We start from the raw sequence: 24,821 nt of genomic DNA, 5'->3' as shown, positions 1-24,821 counted from the left end.
AAAGGACTCAAGCGTGGGGCGGTGGTGCAGACAGATCAATCCATGGAAGAGCGTTGCCCAACAACATATTGATGGACGTATTCTCGGCACCAAAATGACTGACACCAAACAGAACGACGCAGCCAACAGCGTTTGTGACGGGGAGAGGTCCGGGAAATTGGGCCCTGAAGGCAGTGACGACCGTTGCATTGCGATTGGCAACGTTCTGCGGCATCGATACCCCGGGTCGATCTCCGGGATCCCAGGCATAGATAGCTATATTCAGCGACCTTGCCAGCCTCATCAGATGCGTAAAGGGAATCTGGTTGCCCGGCCATCGATTATCGACGTACCCAACCATCCGGTCGTTTTCGTCCTCGGTGAAATCGTCAAACAGAATGATTTCCAGGACCAGGCTGGTGACGAGTCCAGAAACCATCCATTCGTAGATGTAATGCCTGGCACTGTCGGAGTCGTGATGTTCACCCACTCCCAAAGCTCCATTTTGCAGCGCTGCCCTGGCGCCATTGATGAAGTGTATTTCCGGCATGTCCTGCTCCCCCAAAGATAAATCTCATTTCAGCATCATCAACAAAGCAAAAAGGCCGGGAGTCAGCTGAATCCCCAGAGGCGATAACCTTTTGATAACCCCTGACGGTAAGCAGTCGCTACCGCGCTCAGGCACAGTGCGATGCCGTCACTTCCCTCTAATTTGAACTCGCCGAAGTTTGGGTCGAAAAAGGTACAGCTACTGCTTTTGCCGAAGAAAACCCAGGGTCTGTAAAAGGCTACGGAGTGCCCACCCAATGTGCCTTTGATGGATAAAATGAAATATCGATAGCCCGAAGTCAGGACTAGTTGGCCAATGGGTTTTCCATCATCGGCAAAGCCTTGATAGGTTTGTGATTTCTTTTCTCCCAACGATCCCAACCCCCCAGTCCTTAGCGATGACAGCGTCGCGATGGAGGGCGAGTCAGGCGAGTCGCCGCTGATGTCCAGGTAGGACGTCTGGAAGTCTGAAGCCTGCCGTGCGGTCCGCTGTTCATGCAGCAGGCTCGTGCTGGCAGTCGGTGCCACAATTTCTTTAAGGTAGTCGTTACCGTTTTTCTTGGCGATCAGCCATGCGGTGCAAACGCCGCGACATATACCGTCTCGGTTGTCACCGACGAGGTTAAGAAAACTGGACTGGCCGAAATTGTAGATGCCTTCACCATGCCCCTTGATGGCCTTGCATATAGCGTCGTAGCTCATGATGCCTCCTTGATTCAACTGTGCTCGGCCACCGGGTGCGCTCAACTGCGCGACGTCCTATTCCAATACCCACTCCGCCAACTTCCCCGTCACCTGCGTCATCAACACATTCTCAACATCCCTCGCACCCGCAGCACTGCACTTGGCCAACACCGCCTGCACAATTCCGGCATCGAACTCGAACTGCTTCCCGGTCGCAGCCTTGTACCGCCCGCGCAATTTCTCCAGCTTCGCCAACACAATCCCTTCCAGCGTCGCCTCATCCAGCGGCCGATACGCCACCACCGTCATGCGCGCCAGAAACGCCGGGCGAAAGGCTTTCAGCAGCACGTGATGCAGCGCTTCGTTGAAGGCATCGGTGCCCAGTTGCGCGGTCGGTGTGTCGAGCAGCAACTCAGCCCCGACGTTGCTGGTGGCCAGCATCACGGTGTTTTTGAAGTCCACCACCAGCCCGGTGCCGTCTTCCATCACGCCTTTGTCGAAGACGTTGTAGAAAGCTTCGAGCACGTCCGGGTGGGCCTTTTCGATTTCGTCGAGCAGCACCACTGAGTAGGGTTTGCGCCGCACCGCTTCGGTGAGTACACCGCCGCTGCCGTAGCCGACGTAGCCGGGCGGGGCGCCTTTGAGTTGGCTGACGGTGTGGGCTTCCTGGTATTCGGAAAGGTTGATGCTGATCAGGTTGCGTTCGCCGCCATACAGTGCGTCGGCCAGGGCGTAAGCGGTTTCGGTTTTGCCGACGCCGGTGGGGCCGACCAGCAGGAACACGCCGACCGGTTTTTGCGGGTCGGTGAGGCCGGCGCGATAGGCTTGCAGGCGTTGGGCGATGGTGTTCAGCGCGGTGCTCTGGCCCATCACCCGCAGGCCCATGCGCTGGCCGAGGGTGCGTACGGCATGGGCTTCGTCGGCGAGCATCTTGCCCACCGGGATGCCGGTCCAGCCGGCGATCACCGCGGCCACGGTTTTGCCGTCGACCTGTTCCGGTACCAGCGGATCGTCCTGGCGAATGGCGTCCAGACCGGCCTCCAGGCGCACCAGTTCGGCGGCCAGATGATCGATGCGGCTATCAGTTGCTTCGTCCGGTTTATCGTTGTCGGCGCGTTCGCTCAAGGTGAGTAATTCGCGGCGGGTTTCCAGCAGTTCGCGCACGGCGATCCGTTCTTCGTTCCAGCGGGTTTCCAGTTCGCGAATGGCCTGCACGTTACCCACGGATTCGGTTTCCAGCAGGGTGATGCGTTCACGGTGATCGAGCCCGGTGGCCTGCTCGCGGCGCAGGCGTTCGACTTCCTCCTTGAGGCTTTGCTGGCGGTGACGCAGGCTTTCCAGCGGTGGCGGCACGTCATGCTGACCGAGGGCGACCCGGGCACACGCGGTGTCGAGCACGCTGATGGCCTTGTCCGGTAACTGGCGCCCGGAGATGTAGCGGTGGGACAGTTTCACCGCTTCGTGGATCGCCGCGTCGAGCACCTGCACACCGTGATGCTGTTCCAGTTTCGCAGCCACGCCACGGAGCATTTCCACGGCGGTGATTTCGTCCGGCTCCTCGACTTGCACCAACTGAAATCGCCGGGCCAGGGCCGGGTCTTTTTCAAAGTATTTTTTGTACTCAAGCCAGGTGGTCGCGGCCAGGGTGCGCAACTCGCCACGGGCCAGCGCCGGTTTCAGCAGGTTGGCCGCGTCGCTGCCGCCTTCCGCGCCGCCAGCACCAATCAGGGTGTGGGCTTCGTCGATGAACAGAATGATCGGTTTGTCGGCGCTGCGCACCGCGTCGATCACGCCTTTGAGCCGCTGCTCGAACTCGCCTTTGACCCCGGCACCGGCCTGCAACAAACCGAGATCGAGTACCCGCAGGCTGACTTCCTGCAATGACGGTGGTACATCGCCGGCGGCAATGCGCAAGGCCAGGCCTTCGACCACCGCCGTTTTGCCCACCCCCGGTGCGCCGACCAGGATCGGGTTGTTCTGCCGACGTCGGAGCAGGATGTCGATGCACTGTCGAATCTCACCGTCGCGGCCGACGATGGGATCGATGCGCCCGGCGTGGGCATCGGCGGTCAGGTCCTGGGTGAACTGGTCGAGCACTGAATCCTGTTTCGGTTGCGGATGGCCGGCACTGACCGGTCGCGTACCGCCAACGTGTTCGCGGGAGCTTTCGGTCCACTCCAGCAAATTACTGCGCAAGGCTTCCCGTGGAATTTTCAACAGCGACGAGGCGCTATTGAGCAGCAGACTGCGACGTTCATCACGGTCGAGCAGGGCCAGTAGCAGCAAACCGGAGCGGATGCTCTCCAGGCCAAGCACACTGGCCTGAACCACCGCGTCTTCAAGCAGGCCGATGGTGTGCGCCGAGAGCGCCGGGGTGCGGGTGCTGCCGGATTTGAACAGTTCCAGGGCCTTGTTGATTTCCGCCGTCAGGGCATCGCGCTCCAGCCCGAAACGCGGCAGCAGCCAGGCGAAGTCGCCGCCCTCGATGTCCAGCAACTCCAGCAGCAAGTGTTCGATTTCGACGTAATGATGACCCCGTTGCAGGCAGCGCTGCGCGGCCCGTTCGAGGGCGCGGCGGTTGTCCGGGTTGAGGCGTCCGATCAGACTGGCCAGTTCCATGTTCAGGTGATCTCCAGCTGACGAAGGCGGGTTTCGATCCGTTGCACGGCAAGGCTGGTCTGGCGTTGCAGGCCGCCATTCCAACTGAGCAGGGGCGGTGCCTGGCGACCGAGTTTCATCGGACTGGCACCGCGCACCAACAGCACCAGTGTGCAATCCAGGTCGGGGCCGAAATACAGCGCGCTGAGACTGGCCAGCGCCGGATGGGCTTCACCGTCCGGCAGAAACCGCGCCGCCTGCGCCGAGGTCAGCGGGCCGAGGGTCAGGCGGATACCGGCGTGTTCATCCCAGACCCGAGTGCCGGCCACCGCGTTGCGGCCCAGTTGCAGGTTGCGCCCGCCCGGTTGCAGTCGACTGCGACTGGCCGGTGGGATTTCCCGCCAGGCACCTTCATAGGCGCTGAGTTCTACCGGCAGTTCGAAGTGCTCGCGCACGATCGCGGCGAAGCCGGCCAGGGAGCGACGACCGTCGGCAAATAGCGCGCTGCACGCCAGTACCGCAGAGTCGGGTACGGCCTGGCGTTCCTGCAAGGCTTTGGGCAACAGCCCGGTCAGCGCCCGCAGTTGCGCCTGCACCGGCGATGCGCCGGGGGCTGTGAAGCCGACGGCGATCCGGTGTTTGCGCATCACCTTGTACAGCAGGCTGAGCAAGCGATGCTGGAACAGGTCGAGGAATTCGGCCGGGGCATAGTCCTTGGCGCGGGCCCGTTGTTGCAGCCATTCCTGATAGGCGTAGGGCAGGGGGCCGTCCGGCCCGCCGAGGCCAAACACTGGGGTCGTGAGCGTCGGTGGCTGGTCAGCTTCCTGAGTCAGGCTTTCGATTTCACTGGCGGAAAACAGCGGCGTAAGCGGCCCGCGCAGGCGCAAGGCTTCCGCTTGGGGGGCGGTGCCGCTGCCCAGGGATTCGGCTTGCGGGTGTTCGCGCTCCAGCAGCAACAATGCTTGCAGCAACTGGAACGCCTGCGGATCGCGCCGCAGCTTCTGACTCAGGCTCAGAGGGACAGCGGCATGCCGGCTTGGGGTTGCCATGTCTTGACCTCCTTGTCTGACTGGACCAGAACCGTGCGCACGAAGCGATTGGCCGTGGCATAGAGTGAAAAGAACTGCGCCAGCACCGCGGAAAACAACACCGCGCTGCTGCCGACGAAATGCTGCGGATCGAGTTGCAGCTGAACCTCCAGCCCATTGCGCCAGCCGCGCCAGGCGTCTTCACCAACATGGGCGATCACCCGTTCGCAGCCGAGGCTTAACAAACCGTCGATTTGCCGCAAGGCGCTGGCCTCGTCACGCAGGTTGTGCAACTGCAGGATTTCCTTGAGGGCATCCAGCGCTTGCGGCCCCTCGACCAGTGACAAATGATTGAGGGTCAGTTGCGACACCAGCCGCCAACGGGATTCGCCATCCAGTCGCGGCAAACTCTGCGGGCTCGGCGGGTTGCGCAAACGGGCCCAGGCCACCGGCCCCGGTCGTTCGAAACCCAGGGGGGTGCCGGCCGGCAGGCTCTGGGCCAGATGCCGGTTGGTGCACAGCAGTTCGGCGGTGAGGCTGTATTCGCTGGCCTCGGTCAGCGGATCGAGCCGGGTGTCCACCAGGCTCACCATCAGGTCGGTGCCCAGCCGATTCGGGGTCATGCCGCTGACCCGTCGCGCATGCCAATAGCACTGTTTGTCGCCGCCGATATGCTGGCTGCCGTAATACGCCGGTACCCGTTGCACGCCCTGGCTTGAGCTGGCGCGCATGGCGCGGATGCTGTGGATCTCGACGCTGTTTTCCCGGTGACTGTCGGCGACCAGGCGATACTCGCTGCGGGTGCCGTCCGGGCGCAGGGGCTCCGAGGTTCGTGGAAACAGGTTGATCACCGGTGCGCAGCCCAGGGCGAAGTCGCTGGCCTGAAGGTGCAGGCGGTTGGCCGGGGCACGGTCAAACACGATGTACAGGTACAGCGTCTGGCTGTCGCTGGCGGCGCCGGCCAATGGAATGTCGAAGAAGTTGAATTTGTCCGGGAATGCAAAGTACTCGGCGAGCAGGCGCATGCCCGGATGCACACCATCCTCGTCCGGCAACAGCACTTCGTCGCTGGCAAAACCGACGATCTGCGGCAGCCCGGCCAGCATGACCGGCACGCTGCCGACCGGTCCGGCCAGCACCTTCACCGCGTGGGCACCGAGCAGGTCATACAGGCAGGCGTTGATCACCGGCGAGGCGGCCAAGTGCACGCGCAATTGTTTGATGGCCAGCGTCGCCCACTGGCTTTCACCGAGGCAACGCAGGCTCAGGCGCAGGGCCGAACGCGCCTGCGCCACACCGGTCAGGGCCTGTGCTTCATCGCTGCCCAGCAGCAGCGCTTCGTTGATTTCCACCGGCCACAATCGAACCGCGGCGCTGGTGCGAAAATGGATGCTCTCGCCTTTGCTGGTGGTGACGAATAGCGGTGTATCGCGCGGCAATGGATAACCATCGTTCAGGTTGCCCTTGCTCGGGTCCGGCTCGAACTGCACGATCGCGCAGGACGGCAACGGCCGCATGGCCAACGGGTAAAGCTGTTCGAGCAAGGCGTCGCTGAATTCGGCGTAGTCGTCATCGAGCCGCCGTTGCAAGCGTGCCGCGAGCAGGGCGAAACCTTCAAGTAGCCGCTCGACATGCGGGTCGGGGCATTCACCGGGGGACAGTTCCAGGCGTCTGGCGACCTTGGGATATCGCTCGGCAAAAATGCTCCCGGCGTGGCGCAGCCAGGTCAGTTCGCGTTGGTAGTAGTCGAGCAGTTGCGGGTCAATCGAGTCGCTCATGACGCACCTCAAGGCCATGGCTGGCCTTCTCGATGACAAATGCCACGGGCCAGTGCTGCTGGCCGCTGCGCAACTCGCCCAGTAGCCGAATGCTCAGTTGCTGCGGATGGCCGGGGACCGGATTGACCTGGACCTCGCCCAGTTGCAGGCGCGGTTCGAAATGGCTGATGGCCTCGCGGATTTCCCGTGCCAACTGACGACGGTCATCGCTGCGCTGCTGTTGCAAGGCAGTCCAGTCAGCGATGCCGTAGTCGAGAATGCTCGGCGGAGAGGTCAGCGGACGTGAGCCGCGTCGGGTGTTGAACAGGCGCAGCAACTCCGTGTGCACCGAGTCGAGCAGCCCCTGGCGATCGAACACCTGCACGGTGTCGACCTCGCTGGCGGCGAGGCGCTCGAACAACGGTGGGAGCATGCCGGTGCCTGCCATGGCCGACGCGTCCGCTTACTTGACGAGCTTGTTGGCGGCCATGTCCCAGGTCGAGGCGGCCGTGCCTTCCTTGGTGCCGTCGTCTTTCTGGGCGGTGAGCTCCCACTTGATCTTGGTAAAGTTCAGGGAAATGGTTTCCACCGGTTTGCCACCCGTGCCGCCGCTGACGCTGACGTTGGACAGCACCACGTTGGTCAGGGTGTAGATGATGAACGGCATCAGCTGACCGCTGCCTTCGGCGGCGTTACGGCCGATGGTGATCTTGGCTTCGGGGATCGGTTTGCCGGCGCAGCAATATTCGTTGAGGGAAGGCGTCGAGCTGTCGACGAACTTGGTCAGGGTGAACTCGCCGATGTGCGGCTTGCCGGAGGTGCGCTCCGAGTTGCTGACGTCGTTGGTCACCTGCATGGCCACGTTGTGGCTGTAGGACATGACTTCGATCTTGTCCTTGTAACCCTCAAGCAAGCTATCGCCTTTGATGTCGCCGCCGAGGTCGAGAATGATTGCATCCATCGCATGAAACTCCTGAAGAAATTCAATTTAGACACGTGAACGGTTGCCGAACCCTTAACCTGTGGCGAGGGGGCTTGCCCCCGTTGGGCTGCGCAGCAGACCTAAAAGCAAGGGCCGCTGCGCGCCCCAACGGGGGCAAGCCCCCTCGCCACAGAGGTTTCACCGACTTTAGGCGGCTACCGGTGGCGGCAGGGTCGCGACCAGGCGGATCGACGCGGTCAGTTCCTCAAGCTGGAAGTGCGGCCGCAGGAACACCGTGGCTTTGTAGGCTCCCGGTTTGCCGGCGACTTCGGTCACGTCGACCCGGGCTTCACGCAACGGGTACTGCGCCTTGATCTCTTGCGGCGCGTTGTCGTTGATCAGCACGTAGTCGGCGATCCAGTTGTTGAGGTAGGTCTGCACGTTGTCGCGGGTCATGAAGCTGCCGACTTTGTCGCGCATGATCACCTTCAGGTAGTGCGCGAAACGCGAGGCCGCGAGCACGTACGGCAGCATCGCCGAAATCCGCGCGTTGGCATTCGCCTCGTTGGTGTTGTAGACCTTGGACTTGTTGGTGGTCTGGCCGCCGAAGAACACCGCCACGTCGCTGTTTTTCTTGTGGCACAGGGCGATGAATCCGAGGTCGTTGAGCTCTTTCTCGCGACGGTCGGTGATCGCCACTTCGGTCGGGCATTTGAGCGACAGGTCGCCGGAGGTTGTACGGAAGGTATGGGCCGGCAAGCCTTCCACCGCACCACCGCCTTCGGCACCGCGAATCGCCGCGCACCAGCCGTATTTGGCGAAGGCCTCGGTGATCCGTTGCGACAAGGCCCACGCGGCATTGCCCCACAGGTATTTGCCGTGGTCACTGCCATTGACGTCTTCGACGTAGTTGATGCCTTCCACCGGCGACGTGTCGGGACCGTAAGGCAGGCGCAGCAGGAAGTGCGGCAGCACCAGCGACACGTAGCGCGAATCTTCGCTTTCACGGAACGAGCGCCACTTGATCAGCTCCTGGCTCTCGAACACTTTCGACAGATCCCGTGGCACGGCCAGTTCGGTGAAGCTGTTCATGTCGAACAACCGAGGGCTCGCGGCGGCAATGAATGGCGCATGGGCGGCCGCCGCGACGTTCGACAGTTTCTCCAGCAGGCCGATGTCCTGCGGGTGCCGACCGAAGGTGTAGTCACCCACCAGCAGGCTGAACGGATGGCCACCGAAGGTGCCGTATTCCTCTTCGTAGATCTTCTTGAACAGCGCGCTCTGGTCGAACTCGACGGCTTTTTCCAGGTCGTTTTGCAGCTCTTTCTGGGTCACGTTGAGCAGGCGCAATTTCAGCCGGGAACTGGTCTCGGTGTTCTTAACCAACAAGTGCAGGCCGCGCCAGGAGGCTTCAAGTTTCTGCAGGTCCGGGTGGTGCAGCACTTCGTTCAGTTGAGCGCTGATCAGCTCGTCGATCTGGCTGATGCGGTCGTTGATCATCGCCACGGTGTCCTTGTCGACGGCCATGCCCTCATCGAGGACCTGGGTGGCGAATTCCGCGAGCATGTCGCGGGCGTAATCCTGTTGGCTGTCGTCATGGGCCATGCGGCCTTTGGCGATTATTTCATCGAGCAAGGACAAGGTCTCGGTCGTACTGTCACTGGCTTGGGTCTGGGCGGCGGATGAGGCGGGCATGGCAAAATTCTCCCTGGGTGGATGAGCGATCAGGCTTGCGGTTCAGCCGGTGCTTCGCTGTCGCCAGCAGGAGCGGGAGCGGCGGTGTCCGGACGAGCCGATTTGATCTCTTGCAGTCCCTCGGTGTTGGCAATGACGTCACGCAGCAGCTTGTCCAGATCATCGTTGCCATCGAGTTTGGTCAGCAGGTCGCGCAGACGCTGGCGAGCTTCGAACAGGCGCCGCAGGGGCGTGACTTGCTCGACCACCTTGACCGGATCGAAGTCATCGATGTGTTTGAAGTTGAGCTCGATGTTGAGCTTGCTGTCGTCGCCGCTGAGGGTGTTGTTGACCTGCAAGGTGGCGCGCGGGCCGATCGAGGCGAGGACTTCATTGAAGTTGTCGCGGTCGATTTCGGTGAAACGCCGTTCATTCAATTTCGGGAGTGGTTCGAGAGGCTTGCCGGAGAGGTCGGCAAGAATACCGACAACCAATGGCAATTCTTTCTTCTCGATCGCGTTGCCGATTTCGACGTCGTAGGTGATTTGCACCCGGGGTGGGCGAACCCTGTCTAGCTTGTGCTGAGTACTTTCTGCCATGGTGGCTGACTCCGATGCATGAGGCGGGTGCAATGCATCGGGAGGCCCGTTTCATCGCATTCCCTTACTGGACCGTAGGTTAGAAAGGGAGGGCAGAGGACCTGTCATTCCTTTGACGAACCTTCCACATTCGTCGTGCCGACCGAACTACCCAAGACGCTAGAACAGGTCTATAAAAAAGCAAACGAAAAACGTTTTTGGACCGTGTCGAGAAAAGGAAAATTCATTTTGTACGCACGTCTTTTTTCTTTGCTTGTGCTCCTGTCGTTCGCCGGGTGTTCGTTGTTCGGGCCTCGCGTCGATCTCGATAGCCTGACGCTGGACGTCGCGCCCCGCGCCAACGACGACACGCCGATAGCGGTGGACTTCATTGCGGTGAACGACACGGATCTGCTCAAGCAATTGTCGAGCATCACCGCCCGCCAGTGGTTCGCCGAACGTGAGCAGTATCAGCGCGACTACCGACAGCTGATGACGGTCTGGGGACTGGAGCTGGTTCCGGGTCAATTCATCGACAAACAACCCTTCCCGCTGGGGGGCAAGCGGGCGGCTGGACTTTTAGTCTTCGCCAGCTATACCACTCCCGGAGCACACCGGTTGCGGCTGGACGATCAAAGCAACGCCTGGCTCAAGTTCGACAGTCGCGAGATGACACTGGTCAGCGACCACCCGAACTGAACACAAAATTGTGGCGAGGGGGCTCTGTGGCGAGGGGGCTTGTCGGAACGCAGCACCGCCCCGTTTGAGTGCGTAGCACTCACAAGATTGTTGGTGCATCAGCGATTTTGGGGCTGCTTCGCAACCCAATGGGGGCAAGCCCCCTCGCCACAGGATTGCTCCCACAGGGGCTGATGTTCAAGTCAGGCACCACATGAGGTCGAAAGGAGTCGTATGAGTCTGCTTCCTGACGCGGTTTGCTGGCATGAGGGCATGCAGTTGTTGCCCCAGCATTTTCAGTTGCAAGGGCTGCGGGCCGAGGCGTTGGTAGCGCATTTCGCCCAGGCATGTAATCCATGGTTCTGGGGCGTGACCCGCGTTGAATTCGATCCCTCGGCATTGAGCGCCGGGTTGGTGCGCCTGCTCAATTTGCAGGCGACGTTGCCGGACGGTTTGCCGGTCAATTTGCAGGCCGGTGTCGGGCCGATGCTGGAGCTCGACGTCAGTGAGGCGATCGATGCCACGGACAATGCCACCGTCACCGTTTACCTGGCGGTCAGCCCGCTGTGGCGTGCCGGTCAGTTGCTGCCGCTCAAGGGGCGATTGCAGTCGGTGGTCGGCGATGCGCTGCCGGATCTCACCAGCGGCGAGTACCCTGAATCGATCACGGTGTGGCGTCCGAATCCGCGTTTGTGCACGCAACTGAACAAGGCCGATTCGGTCTGCCTGCCGCTGCTGAGGATTCGCAAGGAAGGTGGCGGCTTTCTAGCGTTGCCTTACACACCGCCGACGCCGTGCCTGTTGCCCGAGTCGGTGGTGGGCCGGCGCGTGGCGGGACTGTGTGCCAGGGCGCGGGAGAAATGCATGTTCCTCGCCGGTCGTTTGCGCCAGGCGCAGCAGGCCGGCAATCAGGATGATTCGATGGAAATCCGGCGTCAGTTGACGGCGCTGTGGGCGCGGTTGCCGGAAGTCGAAGGTCTGCTGAACAGTCGCGTGGCCACGCCGCAGGCGCTGTATGGCTCGTTGCTCGGGCTGACCGGCGCCTGGTCGGCGCTCGATCCATTGGCGGGTGTTCCGGCGTTCGCCCCGCTGGATTTTCTGGAGTTGCAGCGCGGCTACGAAGCGGTGCTCGACTGGCTGGAAAAGACCCTCGAACTGATCCGCGCCGGCTATCGCAGCCTGGCGTTCGAGCGCAACGAACAATCCTTCTCGATTCAATTGCCCGACGACCAACCGAGCCAACGGCTGGTCATCGGTTTGCGCATGCCCAATGGCGCCAGCGAGCAGGCCGCCAGCGAATGGCTGAGCGGCGCGATCATCGCCTCGCAGCCGCACATCCCGTTGCTCAGCCGCCAGCGCATGAGCGGTTTGTCCCATCAGGCCATGAGTCGCAATGAGCAAGTGGCCTACGGCGTCGGTGACGATACGCGGTTGTTCGTGGTGACGGCCGAAGGCCAATGGTTCGACGGGCAGTTGCCGTTGCTGATTGCCGCACCGGCTTCCAGGCTGGCCAGCAGTCCATGGCAAGTGGTGTTGTTTGTGGCCCAGGCGAGTGAAAGTGCTTGATCGAGGAAGGAACGTCATATGTCTGAGGGGAATGCCGGGACAGGTACACGAGGCCTGAACGAAGCGCCGCTGAGCAGCGCTTTTCGCCAGGCCTGGCAGCAATGGTCCCAGGACTGGAGCCAGTTGCCCAAAGACAGCGAAGACGAAGCGCTGGTGGAAGCGGTGGTCGAACTCTCCACGCAAATCTCCCAACGCCTCTGGCGAACGGCCTTCGCCAAAGTCGGTGACGCCGCCACTGAACAAGTCAAAGCGCTGGTCTATGCCTTTGTCGCGCTGGTCGATGAAACCTTGCTGTTCACGTCGTGGCCGGGTCAGTCCACTTGGCAGGAAAAACCCCTGGAATCGCGAATGTACGCCAGCCGTCAGGCCGGCGAACGTATACCGTTGGCGATCAAGGAACTGCTGGATGAGCAGCTTCCCACCACGCGCGATCTGGCCAATGTCTATTTGCAGTGCCTGGTACTGGGCTTTCAGGGGCGTCTGCGGGGCGAACAGAATCAGGCCCAGCATGAAAAATGGCGCCTGGCGCTGTTCACCTTTGCCTGGCAGCACGAGGCGGATTATGCCGACGTCAGTGCCCGGCTCGAACAACCTTCAGCGGTAACGCCGCTGCAATTGCCGGTGCGTCTTTCGTTGCCCGATGGCTTTCGCCTGGGGTTGGGAATTCTTGCCGTGGTCCTGTTGCTGACCGGTTTGGGGCAGTTGTTCTGGCGTGACATTCGCCAGGAGCTCGAACCGGTCTTGCAACTGACCGATTCGGTGGCCACCTCGGAGCAAGACTCATGAGCACGCTGGGGATTATCGGCCTGATCATCGTCGTGCTGTTGGTGCTGGCGATTGTCGCCGTGGCGGTCTGGTGGTTGCGCACGCAAAGCGGCGCGGCGATCCGCAGTTTTTACCTGGCGGTGCGGCAGATGGAGCAGGAGCAGGGCACCCGGGATCGCTACCAGATTCCCTGGCTGCTGTTGCTCGGCAACGAGACTCAGGGCACGCAGTTGTGCACCCAGTGGCGCTTGCAGCCCACCGACAAACCAAGCTGGTTCGGTCGCTGGTGGTCGGACCCCGAAGGTGCCGTATTGGTGGTGCCCCAGGCGCTGTTTTTGCCGGATGAAGGCATGCACCTGCAACGGGGTGGCTGGTGGCGCTTGCTGGGGTTGATCCTGCGCTTGCGCAGTCAGCGTCCGCTGGACGGCGTGATCTGGACGGTGTCGATCAGTCGGCTGGGCAATGCCGAGCAGGCGGCGGCCCTCGGCCTGGCGGCGCGTCGACGTTTTATCGATCTATTGCAGCGCTTCGGTTTGAGCCTGCCGGTGTACGTGGTCGTTACCGGCATGGAAGAGTTGCCGGGTTTTCAGGAGTTGATTAGCGCGCTGCCGGTCGAGGCTCGCGAACGTACGCTCGGTTGGTCCTCACCCTACGGGCCTGATGCGGTGTGGCAGGCGCAATGGAGCGATCAGGCGCTGGATCAGGTCAACCGGGCCCTGGCGGAATCGATCATCGAAATCGGCGCCTTGTCCGGGCAGTTGAGCGTCGATCTGTACGGCTTGCCGGAACGCTTCGAAGCCTTGCGGCGCAATCTGCAATCCTTGCTGGAACCGGTTTTCCAGGGTAATGCGCAAGGCGAGGCGCCGCGTTTTCGCGGTGTCTATTTCACCGCCAACCAGCCCTCGGACGACAGCGCCGACGGGTTTTCGGCCTACGACACCGGCTTGCAGCAGAGCGCTTTCGCCCGGCAACTGTGGCAGCGGCGGGTGGTCGCCGAGCGCGGTCTGGCTCAGGTGGTGCCGCGTCTGTTACGCCTGCGTCAGCGCTGGCAGCGCGTGACCGGTGGGGTGGCGCTGGTGGTCGCGCTGCTCTGGGGCGCTGGCATGCTGTGGGTGTGGCAGGACTCGGAAAAGGATGCCCATGAGTTGTCGCGTCTGATGCAAGGGGCGCAGAAAAATTACGTGGCGGTCACGGATGAATCTCATCGGCTGGAGGCGACCCGGCGCAACGTCCAGGGTTTCTGGCGGGTGCTGGAGAAGGCGCAGCGCTGGCGCTTCACCTCGGTGGTGTTTCCGACCTCCTGGTTCTCCTCGCTGGATGCGCAGTTGGAGAACGAATTGCGCCTGACCGCACAAAGTCACTTGTTGTTGCCGCTGCGCGATCTGTTGAGCGCGGATCTGGCGCAACTCAAGACCATTCGCAACACCGAACGACGGGGCAACGTCGAAAGCGAAGACCCGGCCCAATGGCAAAACTACGTCAAGGCCACGGAGCTGGTCGAGCGTGCGGTGAGTCTGGAGCAGCAGAACCAGTGGTTCAGTCAGGCGCTGAACAACACCAAGGCGCCGCTCGAAGACCTGGTGTTGCTGAGCAACAACGCCCTGTCGCTGAACCTCAACGCAGGCACTCTGCACCGCGCCGGCTTTTACAACCGGGCGCTGCTGGATGCCGACAACAGTGAGTTGAAGCCGCTGGACCTGACCGTCGAGCGCGCGCAGATCGAGGAAAACTTCCTCGGGCTCATGGAGCGCTGGCTGGACCAGTATTTTCTCGCTGACAACTTTGTCCGTCAGGCCGGTTATCTACGTTTGCACCTGGAGCGGCTGGAGGTCGGCAGCGGCAATTCCCTCACCGAGCTGGAAGATCTGCGGGCGTTGATCGACGACCTGCAAGCGCTGGTCGGCTTGACCAACTCGGCGTGGAGCCGGGGCAAGGGACAGGATCTGGTGCCCGGTTACCGGGCGATGATGGACAAGGTGCGCCAAAGCACATTGCTTGGTCCGCAGGTCGAACAGCAACTGGATCAACAGGCGTCGAAGTTGCAGCAGAGCTTTCGTGACCAGTGGATCACCCAGACCGGGGCCAGGGACAATTTGCTGATTCAGCAAGGCAGCGGGCAACTGGTCTTGCAGGAGCATGTGGTGCAGTTGAACAACGCGGTGCAGGCACTGTTCAAGCGTGATTTCGTCGCCATCGCCTTGCAGGCGGATCAGTCCGACGTCCCGGATGGACAGGGGCGCGGTGTTGATGGCGACGACCTCGACAGTGCGCTGAACTACTTCGCCAGTTACAAGAGTTATACCGCCGAAGAGCTGCCGCGCATCCCCCCGGCGTATCGCGGCGCGTTGCTGCAAGCGGCCGAAGGCGCGGTGGTCAAGGCCATGTTGTCGAGCCTGCGCGAGCACAATGCGCAGGTCCAAAGTGGTGTCTTCAATGTGCAGGCCTCTCAGGCGATTGCCTTGCAAAAGGCTTTTGTCGAAGTGCGCCGCAGCGATCTGGCCACGCGTTTGCAAACCGCTTTGAACCGCCGCGCCCTGGCCGACATCGTCAGTGGCCTCGATGAAATCGTCGCCCAGCCGCTGTTCAGCGGGCGCACCGAAATCAGCCAGTGGGACGGCTCGAAAAACTTCGGCCTGCAACTGTACGGCGCCAATGACGTTCAGGATCTGAAACTGAGCCTCAAGCAGCAGTTCAACACCATGCTCGGCATCACCGAACGCCGCACGTCGGCGCTGGAATGGCTGAAAGTCCAGCAACAGAACCTCTCGGCACTGGATTACGAACGGGTGACGCAGTTCAGTGCGCTCAACGATGATCTGCTCAAATACAAAGAACAGAACCCCGCCAGTTCGCCAGCGCAGATCGAGCAGTTGGTGAGCCGCGACTTCATCGAAATGGACGTCGCGTCCTGTGGCCAGATCCTGCAAACCGCCAACCTGTCCGGCGGGCGCGGAACGTTGGCATTGCGCGCCGTGGATCTGCAACAAACCGCCATGCAACGCTGCCAGTTCCTGCAACAGCAGCAGGCTGCGGCGGCCTGGAATGAGCTGGCCAATTATTTCAACCAGTACCTGGCAGAGCGCTTTCCGTTTGCCAATGGCTTGCAGGCCAGCGACGCCGACCCGGCCCGGGTCCAGCATTTGCTGGAGCTGATCGACAAGCGTTTGCCGGTGGCGCAGGCCGGATTGGCTCCGAGCCAGACCCCGGAACGCCTGGCCGCCGAGGACTTTCTCAATCGTCTGAAGCAAGCCAGCACCTGGCTGGGGCCGATGTTCGTGCGCGACAAGAGCGGCGTGCTGGGGGTGGAGATGGATGTGCGCTGGCGCACCGATCGGGAGGAAGAGCGCGGTGCCGACCAGGTGATTGCCTGGGGCTTGAATGCCGGTAATCAACAGATCAACTACCCCGGCGAGGCTCAGCAGAACCTGCGCTGGATGGTCGGCCAACCAGTCCGGCTGACCTTGCGTTGGGCCAGAAATGGCTATCAGCGTCCGGCCAACGATCCGTTACAGCCGAGCCTGGTGGTGCGGGATCTGGAAGCGGGTTGGGAGTACAGCGGTCCATGGTCGCTGTTGCGCTTGATGCGATCGCACATGTCGGTGCAACGCCAACCCAGCATGGACTACACGGATTTTCCGTTGACCTTGCGCCTGCCCGTGACCACGCAGGCCAGCGCAGCGGAGCAAACCCTGATGTTTGTGCGCCTGTCGTTGATGACCCAGGGCTCGAAATTGCCGTTGTCCATCCAGCCCTTGCCGACCCGGGCTCCGCGTTCACCGTTCCTGGTGACGCGCTCAACCGCGGCGATTGAATCCCATGAGGAGGAGGGCCTGTGAATCAACCATCAACACCGTTGCCGGAACTGATTGCGCAACTGCTCGAACCGATCAGCAAGGAGGCGCCTTGTGGTCAGGATTTGCGTTATGAACCCGAGTTCGACCGGTTGCGCGAATTGCGCCGCGAGGATGACACCAGTTTGCCGACGGGGGTGTGGCAGTCGTCGATCAAGCGCGCCCAGTGGCCGGAGCTGGAAAAACTGGCCACGAGCCTGCTGCTCGAACGCAGCAAGGATTTGATGCTCAGCGCCTGGCTGGGGGAGGCCTGGCTGCATCAGGACGGGCTCGATGGGTTGCCGGGCAGCCTGGCGCTGGTGGCCGGGTTGTGCGAACGCTATCCCGAACACCTGCACCCACAGGCTGAGGATGGCGACCTGTCGTGGCGAGTGATACCGCTGGAATGGTTGGCTCGACGCTACGCTGAAGTGTTGCTGACCCGAGTGCCGTTGTTCGAACCGCGCAACCACGAATTCGATGGGTTCTGTCTGGACGCCTGGCGCCGGTTGCAGTTGCAACAGGTGCAGGGCAGCGACAGTAAAGCCGCCAAGACCTCGGCCGAGAACGCGCGCAACGAACAGAAAAAAATCACCGAACAGATTCGCGCCACACCGTTGTCATTCTGGTTGCGCAGCCAGGGCAGTCTGCTGCTCAGCCAGCAGCACTTGCAGCGCCTGGCGGTGTGGAGCGACGCTTTTCTCGGAAATCAGGCCCCAGGCTTCAAGGCGCTGCAGGACGTGATCGACGCGTTGTTGACGCTGGTTCAGGAGTTTATCGCCATGCATCCACGAAAACCGACCCCGGCACCTCCGGTCGAAACGCCAGTGGTGGCTGCATCGAGCCCCAGCCCGACCGCCGCGCCTGAAGTCCTTGCAGTGCCCCAGGTGTTCAGCGAACCGGCGAATCGTGAAGAGGCGTACCGGCAGTTGCTGCTGATCGCCGAGTACCTGGCGCGCACCGAACCCCACAGCCCGGTGCCCTATTTGATTAAGCGGGGCGTGGAGTGGGGCAACAAACCCCTGAGCGAGCTGCTGGGCGAACTGATCAGCGCCGATGCCGAATCCCGACGACTCTGGACACTGTTGGGCGTTCTTTAGTGATTGAGTCGGGTGGTTGTCGACGGTGGCGGCAACGCAATGGGCGTCAGTACCGGTTGACCGGAAAAAAACGCCGTCAGGTTTTTGCCGGCCAGTTCGACGGTGCCTTGGGTGGCCTCCGGGGACAAGCCGGCGACATGCGGCGTCAGAATCACGTTGGCCAGCCCCTTGAGGGCGTCCGGTACCTGGGGTTCGTGGTCGAAGACATCCAGCGCAGCACCGGCGATCCGCCGCTGTTCGAGCGCGGTGATCAGGTCTGCCGTGACAACCACACTGGCTCGGGCGATGTTGACGAGGAATCCGTTGGGCCCCAGGGCATCGAGCACTTGCCGGTTGATCAGGTGTTGGGTGCCGATCCCGCCTGGGGTGGCAACTATCAGAAAGTCTGAATGGCGTGCCAGCTCGGTAGGCGTCGAGCAATAGCTGTACGGCACATCGCTGCGATGCTGACGGTTGTGGTAACTCACTCTCATATCGAAGCCGTTGGCGGCACGTTTGGCGATAGCGAGGCCAACGGCACCGAGGCCGAGGATGCCTATGTGTTTGCCGGCCAGCGAAGGACGCATGATTTTCGGCCACTCGCCCCGACGGACGGCAGCATCTGCCCGAGGGATGTCACGAACCAGTGCCAGCAGCAACGCCATGGCGTGATCGGCAACGGAGGAGGCATTGACGCCGGCACCGTTGGTGACAGTGATGCCCCGGTTGACGGCGGCCTGCAGGTCGACGTGTTCGTAACCGGCGCCGATCACGCAAATGATCTTGAGGTTGGGCAGGGCGGCGATTTCATTGGCATACAGGCCCAACGGGCCACGCGTCAGCACCGCATCGATCTGGCTGCCCTGTCGGGCAATGGCGGCAGCGCGCTCGGCCGGGGTTGGGGCCAGGATCAAATGAAACCCTTGATGTTCGAGAATCGGCAGGTATTCATTGATGGTTTCAACCAGTACCAGAACGGTTGCGGTCATGCTGGGCTCCTGTGGGCAGCGGAGTGTCGGGGCTCGAACGTCGCGTCAGATTGCTGACTCCAGAGCAGATTGGCAATGGTCCGAGATCATAGGCTATTGGTTGGCAAGCACCTGTGCAGGCGTTGGCGATACCGGCGAGCTTCTTAGATACAACACTAGATCAGTGCGCGGCAGGTGGAGAGGATTTGTCCGCGATGAAATTGCCGTAGCAGCTGTCGAGCCTGCGAGGCTGCGTTCGGCTGCGCAGCAGTCGTAAAATCAGGCACTGCGGTCCGTCAGGCACACCGTACATTCAGGGTTTACTAAAGCGTGTCAGAAAACGACACATCGCATACCCACTGCCGACAGTTATTTTTCTAAAAGCGACAGGCCTTTGATCTGCTCCGCACAACCATTGCTCAGCTAAGCCTTTGCTTCTGCTCGTTTATCGCGGAGAATCCCGCCCCTGTTTCGGCCGGAGCATGTCTGTCGGTTTTTTCCGACGCGTCCTGACCGAGTGGCAAGTGACCGGAAAGCGGAGATCCGACCGGATGAATGATCAGGCCAATAGCGTCGACGAACGCTATGTAGCGGCGACACCAGCGAGCCTCGAAAGCTGGAATCGCCATGACACCACCTGGATGCTGGGCCTGTTTGGCACGGCAATCGGGGCCGGTACCCTGTTTTTACCCATCAACGCGGGGCTGGGCGGCTTTTGGCCGTTGCTGATCCTGGCATTGCTGGCGTTCCCCATGACGTTTTACGCACACCGTGGCCTGACCCGCTTTGTGCTGTCCGGTCGTGAAGGTGCAGACATCACCGAAGTGGTGGAAGAACATTTCGGCATTAAGGCCGGCGCGCTGATCACCTTGTTGTATTTCTTCGCGATCTTCCCGATCCTGCTGATCTACAGTGTGGCCCTGACCAACACCGTGGGCAGTTTCCTCGAACATCAGCTGCACATCATGCCGCCACCGCGCGCCGTGTTGTCGTTCGTGCTGATTCTCGGCCTGCTGGCGGTGGTGCGTTGCGGTGAGCAGGTGATCGTCAAGGCCATGAGCCTGATGGTGTATCCGTTCATCGTCGCGCTGCTGTTCCTGGCGGTGTTCCTGATTCCTCACTGGAATGGCGGCATCCTCAGCACCGCGTCCACGCTGCCTGAGTCGTCGGCGCTGCTGCACACCCTGTGGCTGGCGATTCCGGTGATGGTGTTCTCGTTCAACCATTCGCCGATCATTTCGGCGTTCGCGGTGGACCAGAAACGTCGCTACGGCACTCATGCCCAAGAGCGCAGCTCGCAGATCCTGTCCCGCGCCCACCTCTTGATGGTGGTGATGGTGCTGTTCTTCGTCTTCAGCTGCGTGCTGACCCTGTCGCCGGCGCAACTGGCGGAAGCCAAGGCGCAGAACCTGTCGATCCTGTCGTACCTGGCCAACCACTTCAGCAACCCGACTATCGCCTTCGCGGCGCCGTTGATTGCCTTCGTGGCCATTTCCAAGTCATTCCTGGGCCACTACATCGGCGCCAGCGAAGGCTTGAAGGGTTTGATCGTCAAGAGCGGCAAACGCCCGGCGCCGAAGACCCTGGACCGCATGACTGCGGCATTCATGCTGGTGGTCTGCTGGGTCGTCGCGACCCTGAACCCGAGCATTCTCGGCATGATCGAAACTCTCGGTGGCCCGGTCATCGCGGCGATTCTGTTCCTGATGCCGATGTACGCGATCCGTAAGGTGCCGGCAATGGCGCGTTACCGTGGCCAAGCCTCCAACGTCTTCGTGACGCTGGTGGGCCTGGTGGCCATTTCGGCGTTGATCTACTCGCTCACCGCCTGAAGCAGCGGGCGATCAATCGGGGCTGCCCCGGTTGATCGCCCCCTTCGAATGCCTGGCCAGACGACCTTTGGTTCGCTGGCGGCAATGCTCGATAGCCGCAACGGCTTTTTCGCAAGCCTTGCACAATGTGGCCGGCGCAGTGGCTTGCTGCGGTGCGAACCATTCGGGGCAGAAGCTGATCACGCCGTCCGGCGAGTGCATCCATTGACTGACAACATGTTGAACCGTCCCGCCCAGTCCCTTTCTGGCTCGTAACGCGTTGAGCTGTGGCGCACAGAGTTGGTCCAGCATCAGCCGGTGGGTCTCGCGCAAGAACGGTGAAATCTGTACCGAAAGGTAGGCAATGCCGAACTTCTCCCGGGCCACACGTGCGCCCAACGCCCAAAATGAGCCCACCACCACGATATCCTCATGGCGCCGCGCTGCGATGTAGTCATAGGTCGGTTCGAGCAGGTGCGAGACCGCGTTCCACTGCTCTGCCAAAGCGCTTTTCGAGTCTCGCGGGCGGGGCGTGTCGTCGCAGCTTTGCTGGCCTAACGGCTCGAATTCCAGCCCGTACTGTTCGACGGTGGCTTTGAACGCCGGCAGGCTGCACAAGGTCGCGCGATGACCGCGCAGGTTCAGCGCATTGGCCAGGCCAATGAAGGGGAAAACGTCACCGGGCGAACCGATGGCGATCAAGATGACCCGCATGACTCCTCCTTGAGATAAGGCCCGTGGGGCCTCGTGGCACGCCGTCCTGGTGCCGACATCAGGCAAAGATAGCTGGGTAATTGGCGTCAGGCATAAAAAAACGCCGCTCATCTCACGATGGGCGGCGTTTTTTCATGGCTTTGTAGCGTTAGGCTTGAACGACCGGGATGTTGGCGTTCGCAGCAGCTTCACGGAACTCGGCGATCTGGTCGAAGGACAGGTAGCGGTAAACGTCGGCCGCCATGCTGTCGATCTTGCCAGCGTATTCCATGTACTCCTCGACGGTCGGCAGGCGACCCAGGATGGACGCAACGGAGGCCAGCTCGGCCGAAGCCAGGTAGACGTTCGCGCCATCACCCAGACGGTTCGGGAAGTTACGGGTCGACGTCGACACCACGGTGGAGTTCGGCTCTACACGTGCCTGGTTACCCATGCACAGCGAGCAGCCTGGCATTTCCATGCGTGCGCCGGCCTTGCCGTAGATGCCGTAGTAGCCTTCTTCGGTCAGCTGGTGAGCGTCCATTTTGGTCGGCGGCGACAGCCACAGACGGGTTGGCAGCTGACCTTTGACCTGTTCCAGCAACTTGCCGGCAGCGCGGAAGTGACCGATGTTGGTCATGCACGAACCGATAAACACTTCGTCGATTTTCTCGCCAGCAACGCTGGACAGCAGACGGGCGTCGTCCGGATCGTTTGGTGCGCAGAGCACAGGCTCATTGATGTCCGCCAGATCGATTTCGATGACTTCGGCGTATTCGGCGTCAGCATCGGCTTCCATCAGTTGCGGGTTGGCGATCCAGGCTTCCATCGCTTGAGCGCGACGTTCCAGGGTACGTGCATCGCCGTAGCCTTCGCCGATCATCCAGCGCAGCAGGGTGATGTTGGACTGCAGGTACTCGGTGATCGACTCTTTCGACAGCTTGATGGTGCAACCGGCAGCCGAACGTTCGGCCGACGCGTCGGACAGTTCGAAAGCCTGTTCCAGCGTCAGGCCTTCCAGGCCTTCGATTTCCAGGATGCGGCCGGAGAAGGCGTTTTTCTTGCCTTTCTTCTCGACGGTCAGCAGGCCATTCTGGATGGCGAAGTAAGGAATGGCATGAACCAGGTCACGCAGGGTGATGCCAGGTTTCATTTTGCCTTTGAAGCGCACCAGGATCGATTCCGGCATGTCCAGCGGCATGACGCCGGTGGCTGCGGCGAACGCGACCAGACCGGAACCGGCCGGGAACGAGATGCCCATCGGGAAACGGGTGTGCGAGTCGCCACCGGTACCCACGGTGTCTGGCAGCAGCATGCGGTTCAGCCACGAGTGGATGATGCCGTCGCCCGGACGCAGGGAAACGCCGCCGCGGGTCATGATGAAGTCAGGCAGGGTGTGGTGGGTGGTCACGTCGATCGGCTTTGGATAAGCCGCGGTGTGGCAGAAGGACTGCATCACCAGATCAGCGGAGAAGCCCAGGCACGCCAGGTCTTTCAGTTCGTCACGGGTCATTGGACCGGTGGTGTCCTGGGAACCCACGGTGGTCATCTTCGGTTCGCAGTAGGTGCCAGGACGAACGCCTTTGCCTTCTGCCAGGCCGCAAGCCTTGCCGACCATTTTCTGCGCCAGGGTGAAGCCCTTGGTGCTTTCGGCCGGTGCTTCAGGCTTCTTGAACAGGTCGAACGGTGGCAGACCCAGTTCGGCGCGAGCCTTCTCGGTCAGGCCACGGCCGATGATCAGCGGAATACGGCCGCCGGCGCGGACTTCGTCCAGCAGAACCGGGGTCTTCATTTCGAAGGTGGTCAGGACTTCGTCGCTGTTGTGCTTGGTGACTTTGCCAGCATGCGGGTACAGGTCGATCACATCGCCCATGTTCATGTTGGAAACGTCGAACTCGATTGGCAGTGCGCCGGCATCTTCCATGGTGTTGTAGAAGATCGGAGCGATTTTGCTGCCGAAGCAGAAACCGCCAGCGCGCTTGTTCGGCACGTAAGGAATGTCGTCGCCGAAGAACCACAGTACCGAGTTGGTAGCGGATTTACGCGAGGAACCGGTACCGACCACGTCACCGACGTAGGCGATAGGGAAACCCTGGCCGCGCATTTCTTCGATCTGCTTCATCGGGCCGGTCTTGCCTTGCTCGTCCGGAACGATGCCGTCACGGGCCATTTTCAGCATGGCCAGGGCGTGCAGCGGGATGTCTGGACGCGACCAGGCGTCTGGAGCAGGGGACAGGTCGTCGGTGTTGGTTTCGCCGGTCACCTTGAAGACGCGCAGGCTGATCTTGTCGGCCAGCACCGGGCGCTTCTTGAACCACTCGCCGTCAGCCCAGGATTGCAGCACGGCCTTGGCGTGAACGTTGCCGTTCTTGGCTTTTTCAGCCACGTCGTGGAAGGCATCGAACATCAGCAGGGTGTGCTTGAGTTCTTCGGCAGCCACTGGCGCCAGTTCGGCGTCGTCCAGCAGGTTTACCAGGGTCACGATGTTGTAGCCGCCCTGCATGGTGCCGAGCAGTTCAACAGCGCGCTTCTTGTCGATCAGAGGGGATTTGGCTTCGCCCTTGGCGAGGGCAGACAGGAAACCGGCCTTTACATAGGCGGCTTCGTCCACTCCTGGCGGAACGCGATTGGTGATCAGGTCAACGAGGAAAGCTTCTTCGCCAGCCGGGGGATTCTTCAGCAGCTCGACCAGGCCTGCAGTTTGTTCGGCGTTAAGCGGCTGGGGAACGATACCCAGTGCTGCGCGCTCTTCGATATGTTTGCGGTAGGCTTCAAGCACAGTTATTACCCTCATCAGTGGTCCCAAATGGGTGTCCGGGACGCTCATCCCGAAATTACCGTACTCATGCGCTGCGTGGCGTTGTGGGCCGCTTAGCCAGAATTACCGGCAATTCCTTACAGAAGCTGCTTTCAAAGTTTTACGCCTGCAGAACGGGGAGCTGATGAGGGTTGGCGTTGGGCTTTTCCCCGCTGGAAAAACCCTTCGCCAACACCGCTCTGAAGGAACGACTGTGCTCGTGACGCTTTGAAAACAGCTTCTTAACGGACATTGGCGCCTTAAAAGGCTGGCTGATTCTACGGCAAAAAAATTTGAAAGGTAAGTTAGGTCCAAAACTTTGAGGGGTGATGAATGTTAGACAAAGGGCTAACATGCCGGCCTGTTCTGCTTTCCCGTGTTTTGTCTACCTATGCCCAATCAGACCATCAAGACCCCCTGCGTCGGCCTCTGCTCCACTGTTTACGGTGATTTGGTGTGCCGTGGCTGCAAGCGTTTCCATCACGAAGTGATCCACTGGAACGGTTACAACGAGGAAGAAAAACGCGCGGTGTGGTTGCGGCTTGAGCAGCTGTTGTCGCAGGTGATGGCTGCCAAGGTAGAAATTTTCGATCCCGCGCTGCTGAGAATGCAGCTGGAACAGCGCAAGATCCGCTTTGTGCCGCATCAGTCGGAGTATTGCTGGGCTTATCAGCTGATCGCCCGGGGCGCGCGGGTCATCAATAATCTGGAAGCCTACGGAATGGTGCTGCTGCCGGAGTTCCGCGACTGGAACCTGCCGGAATTGCGCGATGCCATTGATCGGGAATTTTTCCTGCTCTCGGAAGCGCATTACCAGCGCTACATTGCGCCGGGGTTCCTAAAAGACGCCTTCGGCGGCTGATTT

At 61.2% G+C, this 24,821-nt stretch carries 19 protein-coding genes; 7 read left to right on the top strand and 12 right to left on the bottom strand.

Annotated features, from left to right (window positions below; translation table 11 throughout):
* Positions 1–7 precede the first annotated feature (7 nt).
* From JUI81_RS04170 to tssB, 9 genes are all read right to left on the bottom strand, one after another.
* Positions 8–529, bottom strand: a complete 522-nt coding sequence (locus tag JUI81_RS04170; protein ID WP_204123780.1) for a hypothetical protein — start codon at positions 527–529, stop codon at positions 8–10.
* Between the two features lie 62 nt (positions 530–591).
* Entirely contained in the window at positions 592–1,230 is a 639-nt protein-coding gene (locus JUI81_RS04165) for a YopT-type cysteine protease domain-containing protein (RefSeq protein WP_204123779.1), read from the bottom strand.
* Positions 1,231–1,287: 57 nt separating this feature from the next.
* On the bottom strand, positions 1,288–3,831 hold the full coding sequence (gene tssH, locus JUI81_RS04160; RefSeq protein WP_204123778.1) for a type VI secretion system ATPase TssH: 2,544 nt from the start codon (positions 3,829–3,831) through the stop codon (positions 1,288–1,290).
* Between the two features lie 2 nt (positions 3,832–3,833).
* Positions 3,834–4,859 (bottom strand): type VI secretion system baseplate subunit TssG, encoded by a 1,026-nt coding sequence (gene tssG, locus JUI81_RS04155; RefSeq protein WP_019579361.1) that lies wholly within the window; start codon positions 4,857–4,859, stop codon positions 3,834–3,836.
* A complete protein-coding gene (tssF, locus tag JUI81_RS04150; protein ID WP_019579360.1) occupies positions 4,823–6,616 on the bottom strand; it encodes a type VI secretion system baseplate subunit TssF in 1,794 nt (597 codons plus the stop codon). Before tssF ends, tssG begins: the two co-directional genes overlap by 37 nt.
* Complete coding sequence (gene tssE / locus JUI81_RS04145) at positions 6,600–7,043, bottom strand: type VI secretion system baseplate subunit TssE (RefSeq protein ID WP_019579359.1); 444 nt, start codon at positions 7,041–7,043, stop codon at positions 6,600–6,602. Before tssE ends, tssF begins: the two co-directional genes overlap by 17 nt.
* Before the next feature lie 15 nt (positions 7,044–7,058).
* The gene (locus JUI81_RS04140) at positions 7,059–7,556 is read right to left on the bottom strand and encodes an Hcp family type VI secretion system effector (protein ID WP_007937704.1); all 498 of its coding nucleotides are present in this window, start codon (positions 7,554–7,556) and stop codon (positions 7,059–7,061) included.
* A 168-nt stretch (positions 7,557–7,724) separates the two neighbouring features.
* A complete protein-coding gene (gene tssC, locus JUI81_RS04135) occupies positions 7,725–9,212 on the bottom strand; it encodes a type VI secretion system contractile sheath large subunit (RefSeq protein ID WP_019579358.1) in 1,488 nt (495 codons plus the stop codon).
* A gap of 29 nt (positions 9,213–9,241) precedes the next feature.
* Entirely contained in the window at positions 9,242–9,790 is a 549-nt protein-coding gene (tssB, locus tag JUI81_RS04130) for a type VI secretion system contractile sheath small subunit (protein WP_026331704.1), read from the bottom strand.
* A gap of 228 nt (positions 9,791–10,018) precedes the next feature.
* Here tssB and JUI81_RS04125 point away from each other — a divergent pair, with 228 nt between their 5' ends.
* The 5 genes from JUI81_RS04125 (at position 10,019) to tssA (ending at position 17,708) form a co-directional block, all read left to right on the top strand.
* Positions 10,019–10,468: a type VI secretion protein gene (locus tag JUI81_RS04125; RefSeq protein WP_204123777.1), complete on the top strand. Its 450-nt coding sequence runs from the start codon at positions 10,019–10,021 to the stop codon at positions 10,466–10,468.
* A gap of 213 nt (positions 10,469–10,681) precedes the next feature.
* Entirely contained in the window at positions 10,682–12,013 is a 1,332-nt protein-coding gene (gene tssK, locus JUI81_RS04120) for a type VI secretion system baseplate subunit TssK (protein ID WP_028940437.1), read from the top strand.
* 18 nt (positions 12,014–12,031) lie between these two features.
* The gene (locus JUI81_RS04115) at positions 12,032–12,799 is read left to right on the top strand and encodes a DotU family type IV/VI secretion system protein (RefSeq protein WP_019579354.1); all 768 of its coding nucleotides are present in this window, start codon (positions 12,032–12,034) and stop codon (positions 12,797–12,799) included.
* Positions 12,796–16,614, top strand: coding sequence for a type VI secretion protein IcmF/TssM N-terminal domain-containing protein (locus JUI81_RS04110; protein ID WP_204123776.1), 3,819 nt, complete (start codon positions 12,796–12,798; stop codon positions 16,612–16,614). Before JUI81_RS04115 ends, JUI81_RS04110 begins: the two co-directional genes overlap by 4 nt.
* A complete protein-coding gene (tssA, locus tag JUI81_RS04105) occupies positions 16,611–17,708 on the top strand; it encodes a type VI secretion system protein TssA (protein WP_204123775.1) in 1,098 nt (365 codons plus the stop codon). The genes JUI81_RS04110 and tssA overlap by 4 nt, the downstream gene beginning before the upstream one ends.
* Here tssA and JUI81_RS04100 read toward each other — a convergent pair.
* Positions 17,705–18,676, bottom strand: coding sequence for a 2-hydroxyacid dehydrogenase (locus JUI81_RS04100; protein WP_028940440.1), 972 nt, complete (start codon positions 18,674–18,676; stop codon positions 17,705–17,707). The two genes, tssA and JUI81_RS04100, sit on opposite strands and share 4 nt — an antisense overlap.
* A gap of 530 nt (positions 18,677–19,206) precedes the next feature.
* Here JUI81_RS04100 and JUI81_RS04095 point away from each other — a divergent pair.
* Complete coding sequence (locus JUI81_RS04095; protein WP_096480080.1) at positions 19,207–20,487, top strand: serine/threonine transporter; 1,281 nt, start codon at positions 19,207–19,209, stop codon at positions 20,485–20,487.
* Positions 20,488–20,499: 12 nt separating this feature from the next.
* On the opposite strand, the gene JUI81_RS04090 is transcribed toward JUI81_RS04095, so the two are convergent.
* Both JUI81_RS04090 and acnB read right to left on the bottom strand, forming a co-directional pair.
* Complete coding sequence (locus JUI81_RS04090) at positions 20,500–21,180, bottom strand: glycosyltransferase (protein WP_050438312.1); 681 nt, start codon at positions 21,178–21,180, stop codon at positions 20,500–20,502.
* Positions 21,181–21,328: 148 nt separating this feature from the next.
* Positions 21,329–23,938, bottom strand: coding sequence for a bifunctional aconitate hydratase 2/2-methylisocitrate dehydratase (gene acnB / locus JUI81_RS04085; protein ID WP_018929654.1), 2,610 nt, complete (start codon positions 23,936–23,938; stop codon positions 21,329–21,331).
* A gap of 409 nt (positions 23,939–24,347) precedes the next feature.
* Here acnB and JUI81_RS04080 point away from each other — a divergent pair, with 409 nt between their 5' ends.
* A complete protein-coding gene (locus tag JUI81_RS04080) occupies positions 24,348–24,818 on the top strand; it encodes a DUF1289 domain-containing protein (protein WP_007937731.1) in 471 nt (156 codons plus the stop codon).
* The last annotated feature ends 3 nt before the right edge of the window (positions 24,819–24,821 follow it).

This window comes from Pseudomonas sp. 008, assembly GCF_016861935.1.
GTDB lineage: Bacteria > Pseudomonadota > Gammaproteobacteria > Pseudomonadales > Pseudomonadaceae > Aquipseudomonas.
The sequence above is the reverse complement of the archived record's forward strand: the minus strand, read 5'-3'. Positions and strand labels throughout refer to the sequence as shown.